Annotated in this window: 13 protein-coding genes; 9 read left to right on the top strand and 4 right to left on the bottom strand. The window is 69.5% G+C overall.

Annotation, left to right across the window (positions count from 1 at the left end):
* Positions 1-37 precede the first annotated feature (37 nt).
* Positions 38-673 (top strand): pyridoxamine 5'-phosphate oxidase family protein, encoded by a 636-nt coding sequence (locus VRZ77_RS05690; protein ID WP_414591695.1) that lies wholly within the window; start codon positions 38-40, stop codon positions 671-673.
* Here the strand turns inward: VRZ77_RS05690 and VRZ77_RS05685 are convergent.
* Positions 670-1,926: an MFS transporter gene (locus tag VRZ77_RS05685; RefSeq protein WP_414591694.1), complete on the bottom strand. Its 1,257-nt coding sequence runs from the start codon at positions 1,924-1,926 to the stop codon at positions 670-672. The two genes, VRZ77_RS05690 and VRZ77_RS05685, sit on opposite strands and share 4 nt — an antisense overlap.
* Positions 1,927-1,933: 7 nt before the next feature.
* Positions 1,934-3,106 carry a M20 aminoacylase family protein gene (locus VRZ77_RS05680; protein ID WP_414591693.1) on the bottom strand — a complete coding sequence of 391 codons (1,173 nt, stop codon included), beginning with the start codon at positions 3,104-3,106 and terminating at the stop codon, positions 1,934-1,936.
* Between the two features lie 265 nt (positions 3,107-3,371).
* On the opposite strand from VRZ77_RS05680, the gene VRZ77_RS05675 reads away from it, so the two are divergent.
* From VRZ77_RS05675 to VRZ77_RS05665, 3 genes are all read left to right on the top strand, one after another.
* Positions 3,372-3,878 carry a ferritin-like domain-containing protein gene (locus tag VRZ77_RS05675; RefSeq protein WP_414591692.1) on the top strand — a complete coding sequence of 169 codons (507 nt, stop codon included), beginning with the start codon at positions 3,372-3,374 and terminating at the stop codon, positions 3,876-3,878.
* A 62-nt stretch (positions 3,879-3,940) separates the two neighbouring features.
* Positions 3,941-4,129: a DUF3008 family protein gene (locus VRZ77_RS05670; RefSeq protein ID WP_414591691.1), complete on the top strand. Its 189-nt coding sequence runs from the start codon at positions 3,941-3,943 to the stop codon at positions 4,127-4,129.
* Positions 4,130-4,295: 166 nt separating this feature from the next.
* Positions 4,296-4,745, top strand: a complete 450-nt coding sequence (locus tag VRZ77_RS05665) for a low affinity iron permease family protein (protein WP_414591690.1) — start codon at positions 4,296-4,298, stop codon at positions 4,743-4,745.
* Between the two features lie 153 nt (positions 4,746-4,898).
* Here the strand turns inward: VRZ77_RS05665 and VRZ77_RS05660 are convergent, their stop codons facing one another.
* Complete coding sequence (locus VRZ77_RS05660) at positions 4,899-6,095, bottom strand: ROK family protein (RefSeq protein ID WP_414591689.1); 1,197 nt, start codon at positions 6,093-6,095, stop codon at positions 4,899-4,901.
* A gap of 136 nt (positions 6,096-6,231) precedes the next feature.
* On the opposite strand from VRZ77_RS05660, the gene VRZ77_RS05655 reads away from it, so the two are divergent.
* The 5 genes from VRZ77_RS05655 (at position 6,232) to VRZ77_RS05635 (ending at position 12,066) form a co-directional block, all read left to right on the top strand.
* Positions 6,232-6,804 (top strand): sigma-70 family RNA polymerase sigma factor, encoded by a 573-nt coding sequence (locus VRZ77_RS05655; RefSeq protein ID WP_414591688.1) that lies wholly within the window; start codon positions 6,232-6,234, stop codon positions 6,802-6,804.
* Positions 6,788-7,576, top strand: coding sequence for an anti-sigma factor family protein (locus VRZ77_RS05650; RefSeq protein WP_414591687.1), 789 nt, complete (start codon positions 6,788-6,790; stop codon positions 7,574-7,576). Before VRZ77_RS05655 ends, VRZ77_RS05650 begins: the two co-directional genes overlap by 17 nt.
* 30 nt (positions 7,577-7,606) lie before the next feature.
* Positions 7,607-8,329 carry a Bax inhibitor-1/YccA family protein gene (locus VRZ77_RS05645; RefSeq protein WP_414591686.1) on the top strand — a complete coding sequence of 241 codons (723 nt, stop codon included), beginning with the start codon at positions 7,607-7,609 and terminating at the stop codon, positions 8,327-8,329.
* Positions 8,330-8,357: 28 nt separating this feature from the next.
* Positions 8,358-9,083 carry a DUF2076 domain-containing protein gene (locus tag VRZ77_RS05640; RefSeq protein ID WP_414591685.1) on the top strand — a complete coding sequence of 242 codons (726 nt, stop codon included), beginning with the start codon at positions 8,358-8,360 and terminating at the stop codon, positions 9,081-9,083.
* 280 nt (positions 9,084-9,363) lie between these two features.
* Positions 9,364-12,066, top strand: coding sequence for a cation-transporting P-type ATPase (locus VRZ77_RS05635; RefSeq protein ID WP_414591684.1), 2,703 nt, complete (start codon positions 9,364-9,366; stop codon positions 12,064-12,066).
* A 7-nt stretch (positions 12,067-12,073) separates the two neighbouring features.
* Here the strand turns inward: VRZ77_RS05635 and VRZ77_RS05630 are convergent, their stop codons facing one another.
* Positions 12,074-12,961 (bottom strand): transglutaminase family protein, encoded by an 888-nt coding sequence (locus tag VRZ77_RS05630; protein WP_414591683.1) that lies wholly within the window; start codon positions 12,959-12,961, stop codon positions 12,074-12,076.
* Between the last annotated feature and the right edge of the window lie 258 nt (positions 12,962-13,219).

Raw genomic sequence — 13,219 nt, 5'->3', positions numbered from 1 at the left:
GGCCGATGCCCGGCCCGCCCGATCCACGGAGAGCCCCATGTCCTATGGTTTTCTCGACATCGCCGTGACGCCTTCCGTGCGCGCCGTGCAGGAGCAGATGGGCACTGCCGGCCTGTGGGAGGGCTTTCCGGGCGAGCGCGCCTCGGACAGGTTCACGCCGAGCGAGGCGGCCTTCATCGCCAGCCGCGACAGCTTCTACATGGCGACCGTCTCGGAGAGCGGCTGGCCCTATGTCCAGCATCGCGGCGGACCGCGCGGTTTTCTCAAGGTGATCGACGAGAGCACGCTCGCCTTCGCCGATTTCGGCGGCAACCGCCAATATATCAGCACCGGCAACGCCGCCGCCAATGACCGGGTCTGCCTGTTCCTGATGGACTATCCGCGCCGGGCCCGGCTGAAGATCTACGCCCATGCTCAGGTGCTGGCGCTCGATGCCGATCCCGAGCTTGCCGGGCAGCTGAGCCTGCCAGGCTATCGGGGACGGCCTGAGCGCCTGTACCGGCTGCGGCTCGCCGCCTTCGACTGGAACTGCCCGCAGCACATCACCCCGCGCTTTACCGAGAGCGAGGTGGCGGAGGCGGTCGCCCCGCTGCGCCAGCGCCTCGCCGAGCTTGAGGCGGAGAACGCGGTGCTCAGGGCGCGGCTCGCGCCGGCCAGTGGCGAGGCGGGCTAGTCCAGCTCGACCCGCACCTTCGACAGCGCGGCCGCGCTCCAGAAGCCGGCGGCGAGCACCAGCGCGCCGACGATCACCGCGCCCAGCACCGCGTCGTAGGAGCCGGCGGCCGACCACAGCAGCGCCATGCCGGCCGGGGCGATCGCGCGCGCGGCGGTGGCGGGGACGGCGAGCGCGCCATTGACCGCGCCATAGGACCGGCGCGTCAGCAGTTCCGGCACCACCAGCCCGCGCACGATGGTCATGATGCCGTTGGCGGCGCCGAAGCACAGGGCGAAACCGGCCACGCCCGCGAAGGAGGGCGGCAGGAATTCCAGCGCCAGGAAGGCGAGCGGGAACACCGCGACCATCAGCGAGCCCACCACCCGCACCGGCGCATGGGGCGCGGCGAGCCAGATCACCAGCCGCCCGCCGACCTGCGCCGGGCCGATGATGGCGATGGCCGAGACCACGGTGGCGGCGTCGAAGCCGCGCTCGATCAGCAGCGGATAGAGATGGAAGGTGAAGCCGGAGAACATCGCCGAATAGGCGGTGAAGGCGATGGCGAGCGCCCAGAAGACGGGCATGCGCACGACCTGCGCCATCACCTGCCGCGCGCTCGGATCGTCATGCGCCGCCGCTGGTTGGGGGGCGTCGGCGGCGGGGTTGATCACCGCGAAGTTCAGTCCCGCGCAGATCACGATGTTGATCAGGCCGAGGATCAGCAGCGTCTCGCGCCAGCCGAAATGCCCGATCAGCACATGGACCAGCGGGATGAACACGGTGGAGGCGAAGCCACCCCACATGGTGATGGCGGTGATGCCGGCGCGCGCGTGCAACGGCCCGGCGCGGCGCGCCACCACGGCGAAGCACGGATCGTAGAGCGTCGCGGCCTGCATCGCGCCGATGCCGGCGACGGCGAGATAGAACAGCGCCATGTTGCCGGCGAAGGCCCACAGCACCAATAGCGCGCCGGCGATCAGCGAGCCGCCGGCCATGATAAGGCGCCCGCGCCCGGCGTCGATCGCCGCGCCGATCGGGTAGGCGGCAAGGCCCGCCAGCGCGAGACCGAGCGTGGCCGCGCCATAGAGCTCAGTCTTGCTCCAGCCGAGGTCCTCGCTCATCGCCTGCGCGACCAGAGGGAAGGCGTAATAGAGCGAGCCCCAGGAGCAGACCTGCGCGGCGCCCAGCGCGGAGATGAACAGCCCGCCCGCGCGGGGCGGCACATGACGGCGGGTCGCCGCCGGCGGGACGGTCAGGTCAGGGGCTGACATGATGAGCCTAGGCTGCCGGTCCGAGGACGTGGTGGACGAGGTTGACCCAGTAGCTGGCGCCGACCGGGATCAGCGCGTCATTGAAGTCGTAGTGCGCGTTGTGGAGGTTCGGACCGGGGCCGCTGGCAAGGCACAGATAGGCGCCCGGCACGCGCTCCAGCATATAGGCGAAGTCCTCCGCCGCCATGAACGGGGCGGCGTCGCGGATGAGATGCTCGCCGCCCACCGTCGCCCCCGCCGCCGCGAAAGCCTGCTCCAGCTCGGCGGGCATGTTGACGAGGGCGGGATAGCGCCGCTCGTAGCGGATGCGCGCGCTGGCGCCATGGGCGGCGGCGACCCCGGCCACGATGTCGCGGAACCGCGCCTCGATCAGGTCGCGCACCTCCGGGTTGAAGCCGCGCGCGGTGCCGCGCAGCACCACCTCGTCGGGAATGACGTTCCAGGTCTCCCCGCCGTGAATCTGGGTGACGGTGAGCACCGCCGGCTCGTGCGGCGGCACGCTGCGCGAGACCACGGATTGCAGCGCCCCGACCAGCTCGGCCGCCGTCACCACCGGGTCGATGGCCTTATGCGGCATGGCGGCGTGCGCGCCGCGCCCGGTGATCGTCACCTCGAAGATGTCGAACCAGGCGAACATCGCGCCGGAGCGGCCGAGAAACGAGCCGAACGGGGCGTTCGGCCAGTTGTGGAGGCCATAGGCGGCGGAGACCGGGAAGGTGTCGAACAGGCCCTGTTCCACCATCACCTTGCCGCCGCCCTCATTCTCCTCGGCCGGCTGGAACACGAAATGCACCGTGCCGGCGAAATCCGGGTGGGCGGCGAGGTGCTCGGCGGCGGCGAGCAGCATGGTCATGTGCCCGTCATGGCCGCAGGCGTGCATCTTCCCGGCAATGGTGGAGCGCCAGGGCAGGTTGGTCTCTTCATGGATATCCAGCGCGTCCATGTCCGCGCGCAGCGCGATGGCGGGACCCTCGCCGAGCCTGCCCTTCAGCGTTGCCACCAGCCCGGTGCCGGCGAGGCCGCGATGCACCGGCAGGCCGAAGCTCTCCAGCTTCTCCGCGACGAAGGCGCTGGTGCGCAGCTCCTCGAAGGCGGTCTCGGGCAGGGTGTGGAGATGGCGGCGCCAGGCGGTGTGCTCGCCCGCGCGAGCCTCGATCTCGGTCAGGATGCCGTGCTGCACGGAAGGGCCCTCGGTGGAGACGCGAGAGCGCTATACCGGGGCCGGCGGGCGCGCAAGCGCGAAGCGTGCAGGGCAGCCGCGCAGGACCGCTGGGCGCTGGTATCGGGCGGATCACGACCGCTCGGCACGTATTCGTCGAGAAAATTACCGGGGAACGTTCGCTGTCGGCGGACGTTTGTCCGAGGGTCCGTCACACGACATCAGTTGGTTCTGAACGGAATACCCCCGAAAGCATGCCAATACCAGAAAGATGGAGGCTAATACCATGGGCTTGTTCTCAAAGGATATTAAGACGATGGACGATCTGTTCGTCCACACCTTGCAGGACATCTATTACGCGGAAGGCCGGATTCTGAAGGCCCTGCCGAAGATGATCGACAAGGCGTCCAGCCCCGCGCTGAAGGCGGACTTCGACAAGCACCTCACCGAGACCGAGGAGCATGTCCGCCGGCTGGAGGAAGTATTCAAGATGCACGGCGTCAAGCCGAAGGCGGTCACCTGCCCGGCGATCGACGGCATTCTTGAGGAAGCTGACGAAATCGCTGGCGACGTTGCCGATGATCAGGTGCTGGACGCCGCGCTGATCGCCGCCGCCCAGGCCGTCGAGCATTACGAGATGACGCGCTACGGCACGCTCGTCTCCTGGGCCCAGACCCTTGGCCGTCCCGACTGCGCCAAGGTGCTGGAGAAGACCCTGGCCGAAGAGAAGAACGCCGACGCCAAGCTGACCAAGCTGGCGGAATCCCGCGTCAACCTTCAGGCGGCTGAATAAGGTCGCCGATTACCGTCCCGGCTTCCGGCCGGGGCGGTCTCGCTCAGGAACAGGAGGATCCCATGCCCGCCCGTTCGAAAGCCCAGCAGAAAGCGGCCGGTGCCGCGCTCGCCGCCAAGCGCGGGGACATGCCCAAGCGCGAACTCGTTGGCGCCTCGAAGGAGATGGAGAAATCCATGACCGAGGCCGAGCTGCGCGACCTCGCTGCGACCAAGCGCAAGGGCAAGCCCCAGCACGTCTCGCGCGACTGACGTTGCGCGCGGCCTTGGGTGGCCGGGCGAGCCGGCCCCTGGAACGCGAAGCGCGGCTGCGGGTTAGAGCAGTCTCAAGCTAAACGAATTCCGGTTCGCGTCAGGGAATGCGTGAAGCAAGGGCTCCCGCCCGGCGCCGATTTCCCGTTCCAGCGAGGTGCCCGCCATGACAGTCCGCAACATGCGTCAGGGTCAAGCCGGCGGGCATCCGAGGCGCTCCCTCTTCACGCGCTTTTCGCAGGCCGTCGCGCGGTATGCGGGGAAGCCGGCGACCTTCGTCACGGCGGCCGGGCTGGTCGCGGTGTGGGCCGCGACAGGGCCCTTCGTCGGTTACAGCGAGACCTGGCAGCTCGTCATCAACACCTCGACCACCATCATCACCTTCCTGATGGTGTTCATCATTCAGAACAGCCAGAACCGCGACACCGCTGCCGTGCAGATCAAGCTCGACGAGTTGATCTCCAAGCTTGAGGGGCCGCGCGAGATTCTCCTCGACCTTGAGGAGCTGGACGAGGGCGAACTGGAAAAGCTCCGGCAGGAGTTCGAGGAACTGGCCTGCAAGGCCCGCGCCGCAAAGGGCGATAAGCGCCACGCCGAGCGCGGCACCCCGGGCTGATCGGACCGTGCTTTCCGCGACGCGTGGCTAACCCGAATGGGCGCGCCCTCCCGGGGGCCGCCTTGACAGGAAAGGCCTCCGGCTCGTGGCGCTCGCCGGGCGGATTATGGGTCCGCCCGGATTATCTCGCGCCCGGCTTACTTCGAGCCCGGCTTACTTAGAGCCCTTGCCCCGTTCCTTCTCGCCATCCTTGCCCGTTTCCTTGCCCTTGCTCTTGGCGTCTCCCGCTGCGTCCTCCTTCGGCGGCGTGCGGTTGGTGAAGCGGGCATTGCCGAGGCCGGTGCCGATGGTCAGCACGCCCCAATGCTCGACATCCTGCATGAACGGCGCCTCGCTCAGACCCTGCACCACGGCGTCGTTGTGCAGCACCACCACGGTCTCGCGCCCGCCGATCTCGGGGATGGCTTCCCACAAGGCGTGAGGCAGGTTGAAGCGGGAGCTTTCCCAGTTGCCCGGCAGATTCTGCGCCCCGGTCTCGATGCCGCCATCGGCGAGGATCTTCCCGGGGCAGCCGACCCCGATGAACGGCGCGAGGCTGATCTTCTCTTCCTCGGCATGCGCGATGAGGCCCTTGAGCATGGCAATGAGGCCGTCGATCGCCTCGTCGCGCTTCATCTCCTCGTCGGCATGGCGCCACAGCTCCATTTCCTTCACGCGAGCGCGCGACAGGTCGGGGGCCTTCTCCAGACTGAGCTTCACGATGCCCGCGCGCATGTTGGTGCCGCCGATGTCGACGGCGAGGATGTTGTCGAAGCTGGCGAACATCCAGCTCGGCGCCAGATGGGCGGCGCCGATGAGCCCGGCCTCGTCGGGGTGGTTGCGGATCGGGGTCAGCTCGATGTCGCACTCGGCGGCGCGGGCGAGCATCTGCGCACGGGCGACCGCGATCTGGGCGAAGCGCCCCTCCCGCAGCCCGCCTCCGATGGCGATGCGCCGGGTGTCGCGCCAGTCCTTGGTGCGCAGCAGCCGCCGGATCACGGTCGCGAGTTCGCCGGCATAGTCCTCGACCGCGGACAGCACGAGCGCCTGCTCGGCGGGCGAGCCGTTCTCCAGCAATTCGTCGACCTGCTTCTTGGAGATCGCGTCGAGCGCGGTGTCGCCGAGCATCGGCAGCGCGTCCGCCGGCCACAGCGCGCGCCCGCGCTCCAGCGCCTCGAAAAACGCGGCGCGCCGGGCGCGATCGCCGATGAAGCCGTCCTCGTCGCGCAGCTGGCTGTTGCAGGCATCGACCGTAACGGCGGTGAGCCGTTCGGCGCCGTGCACGACCACTGTGGCGGGGGCGGCCGCCTCGTCGCGGCGGCTGTCGTCGCGGCGGGCGTCGGCGGGGCGCGTCTTCTCGGCTGTGCTCATGATGGTCGCTCTCGATACGGGCGGGCGTGGGTTCGAGAAAGAACGATCCACGCCGCCGGGCGTTCCCTCGCCGCGCGGCGCACAATATTTGTCACGATGCCGGGAATAAAAACGCGCGGGGCTCCGTATACAGGTCATGACACGCGAGACGACCAGCTTCGATGTGCCCGCCGAGCTGCCGGCGCTGCGCCGCTATGCGCGGTCGCTGACGCGCAGCGAGGCCGACGCCGAGGACCTGGTGCAGGACGCGCTGGTGCGCGCCTATGAGCGGCGCGGCAGCTTCGCGCCGGAGCGGGCGGCCAAGCCCGGCAAGGGCCTGCGCGTCTGGCTGCTCTCGGTGCTGCACAACGTGTTCGTCGATCGCCGCCGTTCTGCCGGGGCGGATCAGCGCCGCTCTGCGGAGGCGGTGGAGCTTGCCGAGGCCGCCGCCCCGCCGGCGCAGGAGCACCATGTCCGCCTCGCCCAGGTGCGCGAGGCGTTCCTGGCGCTGCCCGAGGAACAGCGCGCGGCGCTGCATCTCGTGGCGATCGAGGGGCTGGGCTACGAGGCCGCCGCCGCCGCGCTCGGCATTCCGCAAGGCACGCTGATGTCGCGCCTGTCGCGGGCCCGCGCCGCGCTGCGCGCCATGGAGGACGGCACGGCTGGCGCGCCGTCCGGCCGCGTGGGGCATCTGAGACTTGTTGGAGGTTCCGATGATCCCGCACGCTGACCCGGTCTCGGACGACGATCTCCAGGCCTATATCGACGACGAGCTCTCCGCCGAGCGGCGCATCGATGTCGAGGCCCATTTGAGCACGCGCCCGGCCGAAGCCTCGCGGGTGATGGCGGATCTGCGCATCCGCGACGAATTGCGGCTCGCGCTCGCCGAGGCGCCGCGCAGCGCCGGCGCGGCCCCGAACCGGGTCTCGACGGTCGAGGCCGCGCGCCGCCTGTCGCGGGCGCTCAGCCAGGATCGGCTGCTGCGCCGGCTGCGGCTCGTCGCGTCGGTCGCACTGCTGGTCGGCGCCGGCTGGCTGGCCCATGCCCAGTTCGGGCCGCTCGGCGTCGGCAAGGTCGTGGCCTCCGATCTCGCCCCGGCCTATGTCAACGATGCCGTGATGGCCCACCGCACCAGCCAGCTGCGCGCGAACATGCCGTCCCAGCCGGGCGCGAAGGATTACGACCCCGCCGACATCCGCGCCGCCACCGCGATCGAGATGCCGGCGCTGCCGCGCGGCTGGAGCGTGGAAGACGTGCAGGTGTTCCCCTCCGCCTTCGGCCCGAGCATCGAAGTGTCTGTCCGCACTCAGGATTTCGGCACGGTCTCGCTGTTCGCGGTGCGGCCGGGAACCTTCGACGTCGTGCCGGCCACGCTGGCCTATCGCGACGAACTGAGCGCGGCCTACTGGCAGGTCGGCGAGGTCGCCTATGCGCTGGTGGCCAAGGCGGACTCGCCGGAGCTCGACCGGGCGGCGTCCAAGCTCGCCCGCTCGCTTTACTGATCCACCTCTTGTCTCTTCAGGGAGAATGACATGAACCCGCCGAACACCGGCTTCCAGTGGCAGACCGGCGCCCGCAGCGTCGACCGGGCCGTCTTCGACGAGGGCCTGCGCCGCCACATGCTGCGCGTCTACAACTACATGGCGCTCGGCCTCGTGCTGACCGGCGCCGTGGCTTTCATCGTCGGCACCACGCCGGCGCTTTATGTGCCGATCTTCTCCACCCCGCTGAAATGGGTGGCGATGCTGGCCCCGCTCGCCTTCGTGCTGTTCTTCTCGTTCCGCATGCAGACCATGTCGGGCAGCGCGGCGCAGACCATGTTCTGGGCGTTCTGCGCCGTCATGGGCGTGTCGATGGCCTCGATCTTCCTGGTGTTCACCGGCACCTCGATCGCGCGCACCTTCTTCATCGCCGCCACCATGTTCGGCGCCACCAGCCTGTATGGCTACACGACGAAGCGCGACCTCTCGCAGTTCGGCTCGTTCCTGATCATGGGCCTGATCGGCGTGGTGATCGCGAGCCTCGTGAACATCTTCCTCGGCTCCTCGATGCTGCAGTTTATCGTGTCGGTGGTCGGCATCCTGGTGTTCGTTGGCCTGACCGCCTGGGACACCCAGAACATCAAGGAGCAGTATGCCGACAATTTCGACGCGGAATCCCAGCAGAAGCTGGCCGTGTTCGGCGCGTTCTCGCTCTATCTGAATTTCGTCAACATCTTCCAGCTGCTGCTGAACTTCACCGGCGAGCGTGAGTGACCGGAACGGCCACGAGGAGACCCAAGCCATGAATGACAGCGATCGCCAGGCCATTGCCGGCCTGTTCGACAAGCTCGCGCAGGTGGAGCGCCAGTCTCCCCCGCGCGATGCCGGGGCCGAGGCCTTCATCGGCCAGCAGATCGGCCAGAACCCCGGCGCGCCCTATTACATGGCGCAGACCATCGTGATGCAGGACTACGCGCTGCAGCAGGCGCAGGCCCGCATCCAGGAGCTGGAGGCGCAGGTCGAGCAGGCCGCCGCCTCCGCTCCGGCGGCGCCCGCCTCGGGTGGCGGGCTGTTCGGCAGCCTGTTCGGTTCCAGCCAGCCCGCGCCGCGCCGCAGCCCGGTGCCCACCATGCCGCGCGCTAGCGCCGCGCCGATGGGCGAGGCCGGGCCGTCCGGCGCGACCTGGGGTCCGAATGCGCAGGCAGCGGGTGCGCCGGGAGCGGCGCCGGGCATGGCGCCGGGCATGGCGCCGGCAATGGCGCAGCGTCCCGGCTTCGGCGGCGGCGGCTTCCTCGCCGGTGCGGCGCAGACCGCGATGGGCGTGGCCGGCGGCGTGCTGCTCGGCAATGCCATCGCCGGCATGTTCTCCGGCGGCGGCGAAGCCCAGGCTGCGACGCCGACCGAGACCGCCGCGGCGGATGAGCCGGCTGCCGATCCGGCTCCGGCCGACGAGCCGGCGGCCGCCGAGGACGATGGCGGCTGGTTCGGGGGCGGCGGCGATTGGTTCGGGGGCGGCGAGGAGTTCTGACGCCTTCATTCCCCTCTGCCCGGAGCTACGGCCGGGCGGACGAAGGCAGTCGGGCTCAAGGCTCCCGCCACGAGCATCGGCCGGCTCCCCTCGCCGGCCGGTGCGTGGTCGGGTGTTTCTTCGATCCCCAAACTGGGGCCGGTTCGTGCCGGCCCCTCTTTTTCGTTCAAGGCCAAAGCCTTGCCAATCTGACGTAAGGGAAATTCCGGACGGCATCGCGGCGGGCCGGCCCTAGGCTGGTGGCCTCATCCACTCTTGAGACGAGCCTCCGCCCCACCTCATGACCGATGCCGCGCCTCGCAAGACGCCGTTCCGCCTCGACCTCGACTGGCACGCCCTGCACCCTGACGACGTGGCGAGCCATTTCGGCGTCTCGCGCGAGGGGCTGACACCGGAGGAAGCGCGCGCCAGGCTCGCCGCGCATGGCCCGAACCGGCTGCCCGAGCCGCCGCGCCGCCACCCGCTTCTGCGCTTCCTGTCGCAGTTCAACAGCGCGCTGATCTATTTCCTGCTGGCCGGCGCCGTGGCCGCGCTGGCGCTCGGCCATCATGTCGATGCCGGCGTCATCATCGCGGTCGTGATGGTCAATGCGATCGTCGGCTTCCTGCAGGAGGGCAAGGCCGAGGAGGCGCTGGCCGCGATCCGCAACATGATCACCCCGCGCGCGAACCTCATTCGCGGCGCGACGCGCGTCAGCGTCGACGCCCATGAGCTGGTGCCGGGCGACCTCGTGCTGCTGGAGGCCGGCGACAAGGTGCCGGCGGATACCCGGCTGGTGCGGGCGCGCGGCATGCTGATCGACGAATCCATTCTCACCGGCGAATCGCTCGCCGCCTCCAAGCATGAAGGACCGGCGCACAAGGACGCGCCGCTGGGCGATCGCCATTCCATGGCCTATTCCGGCACCACGGTCGCGGCCGGCCAGGGTGCCGGCATCGTGGTGTCGACCGGCACACACACCGAGATCGGGCGCATCGGCCGGCTGCTCGCCGGGGTGGAGCCGCTGGCGACGCCGCTGCTGCGCCAGATCGACGCCTTCGCGCGCCGTTTCACCTGGCTGGCGATCCTCGGCGCGGCGGCGTTGTTCGCCTTCGCGGTGCTGGCGCGGGGCTATGGCTGGGCGGATGCGCTGATCGCGGTGGTGGCGCTGGCGGTCGGCGTGGTGCCGGAAGGACTTCCGGCGGTCATCACCATCACGCTGGCGATTGGTGTCCGGCGCATGGCGCGGCGCAACGCGGTGATCCGCCGCCTGCCGGCGGTGGAGACGCTGGGCGCGACCTCGGTGATCTGCTCCGACAAGACCGGCACGCTGACCCGCAACGAGATGACGGTGCGCCGCCTGTTCGTCGCCGGCGGCGAGGTCGAGGTGGCGGGCGCCGGCTATGAGCCCGAGGGCGCTCTCACCGCGGGCGGCGGCGCCCCGGCCGGTGCGCTGGCGCGGGAGGTGAGCGCGCTCGCTCGCGCGGGCGTGTTGTGCAATGACGCTCATCTCACCCGGCATGACGGGCACTGGCGGGTCGAGGGCGACCCGATGGAAGGCGCGCTGGTGGCGCTCGCCCGCAAGGCCGGGCTGGATGAGGCCGAGGAGCGCGCTGCCTTCGCCCGGCTGGACGAGATTCCCTTCGATGCCAGCTATCGCTTCATGGCGAGCCTCAACCGCGACCCCGAAGGCGGCGCGGTTGTGCTGGTGAAGGGCGCCCCGGAGCGCGTGATCGAGATGTGCGGCGCCGAGGCCGGGCCGTGGACCGACCATATTGCGCAGGCGGCGGCGCGGGGCGAGCGCGTGCTCGGCTTCGCCTGCAAGCATCTGGACGTCGCGCCCGAGCGCCTCACCTTTGCCGACCTGGACGACAGGCTGGAGCTGATCGGCCTTGCCGGCTTCATCGACCCGCCGCGCCCGGAGGCGGTGGCGGCGATCGCGGAATGCCGCACGGCCGGCATTGGCGTGAAGATGATCACCGGCGACCATGGCGCCACCGCGCAGGCCATCGCCCGCCAGCTCGGCATCACTGAAAATCCCGTGGCGGTGACCGGGGCCGAGATCGACGCGCTGGACGACGAAGCGCTGGTGGGGCTCGCGCAAGAAAGCTCAGTATTCGCGCGCACCAGCCCGGAGCACAAGCTGCGCATCGTGCGCGCCTTGCAGTCCACCGGCGCGGTGGTGGCGATGACCGGCGACGGGGTGAACGACGCGCCCTCGCTCAAGCAGGCCGATGTCGGCATCGCCATGGGCCGCAAGGGCACGGAGGCGGCGAAGGAGGCCGCCGAGGTGGTGCTGCTCGACGACAACTTTGCCGCCATCGTCGCCGCGGTGAAGGAGGGGCGCACGGTCTATGACAACATCCGCAAGATGATTGCCTGGACGCTGCCGACCAATGGCGGTGAGGTCATGGCGGTGATCGCCGCCATCGTCGCCGGCACCACCATGCCGATGTCGCCGGCGCAGATCCTCTGGATCAACCTCATCCTCTCGATCACGCTCGGCCTCGCGCTCGCCTTCGAGCCGACCGAGCCGGGCGTGATGACCCGCCCGCCGCGCCCAGCCGGGGCCGGGCTGCTGTCGCGCTTCATGGTGTGGCGGATCGTGCTGGTCTCGCTCCTGTTCCTCGTCGCCTCGCTCGGTATGTTCGAGTTCGCGCTGGCGCGCGGCCATTCGGTGGAGCTTGCCCGGACCATCGTGGTCAATACGCTGGTGGTGATGGAGATTTTCTACCTGTTCAATGTGCGCTTCCTGCACATGGCCTCGATCACCTGGCGCGGCGTGCTCGGCACCCGCGCGGTGATCGCGGCGCTGGTGACGGTGGTGGTGGCGCAGTTCGCCTTCACCTACCTGCCGGTGATGCAGGAGATTTTCGACACCCGCCCGGTGCCGTTCGCCGATGGCGTGCTCATCGTCGCGGTCGGTGTTGGGCTGTTCGTGCTGCTGGAGGGCGAGAAGACGATCCTTCGCCGGCTCGGCATCTTTCGCGACAACGAGATGTGAGCCGGCCTCAGCGGATCGGCACCGCGCTCACCGTGACGTCGACGAACAGGTTCGCGAAGTCGTTCGCGTCGCCGAAATAGCCACCCGCGACCGGGATCGCCTGCTCCGCCGAACGGGTGACGCCGACGCGGATCAGGTTGTTGCCGGCCATCAGGCCGTTGGTCGGGTCATATTCCACCCAACCGGCGCCAGGCAGGTAGATCGAGCACCAGGCATGGGTGGACCCGCCGCCGCGCGTGGTGCCGCTGGTGTCGTCATAGAGATAGCCGGTGACGAAGCGCGCGGCGAGGCCGAGGTTGCGCACCGCTTCCATCATCAGCACCGCGAAATCGCGGCAGGTGCCGGTGCCGAGCGCCAGCGTCTGCGCGGCGGTCTGGGTGCCTTCCTCGAAGCGCGCGCCATAGGCGAATTCGGCCCGGATGGCGCGGGTCATGGCGCCGATGGCGTCCAGCGTGCGGATCGGGCCGGGGCCGGAGATGAAGCGCCGCGCCCATGCGTCCACGGCGCGCTCGGGGTCGGGGAGCTGGCGCTCGGCGAGGCGGGCGAGATCCGCGATCTCCTGCGCGGAATAGGAAAAGGGCAGGAATTCGGCCGCCGGGTCGAGGCTGTAGGCCGGCAGGCTCGGGCCTTCCGGGTGATGGGTGAGGTCCAGCGTCGAGACGATGCGCAGCCGGTTGGTGCGCATTGTCTGCGGCCATTCCACCACGCAGATCGCGTTGTTGAACACGTCGTGGGTCCAGCGCAGGGTTGCCGGTTCCGGGTCGATCTTCAGCACGGCATGGTGCAGGCGCAGGTCGTGGCTGTCGTCGGGGCGCAGCATCATGGAATGGCGCGTCAGGCCCACCGGGTTGCGGTAGCTGTACTCGGTGGTGTGGGTGATGCTGATGCGCGCCATCGGATCCTCGGGTGCCCGGCGAACCTGCCGCCGGCGGGTCCGGCTGGCGGCGTAGCACGCGCCGGGGGCGTGCGCCATTCGGCCGGCACCCGGTATCTCGGTGAGTGCCGCGGCCCGGCGGTAACGGCGGTTCGGGCAGGAAAATGGACCCCGAAGTTTTTCGGCGCGATTATCCGGCATTTCTTTGAAATGACGCTGGGGAATTCGTGCGGGTGTCAAGTTAAGGCCGAATATTTGGTGGCGGTGAACGTTCGCTTT

Source organism: Ancylobacter sp. G4_0304 (genome assembly GCF_047501495.1).
Taxonomy (GTDB): domain Bacteria; phylum Pseudomonadota; class Alphaproteobacteria; order Rhizobiales; family Xanthobacteraceae; genus Ancylobacter.
This window is presented reverse-complemented; position numbering and strand designations above follow the sequence as displayed.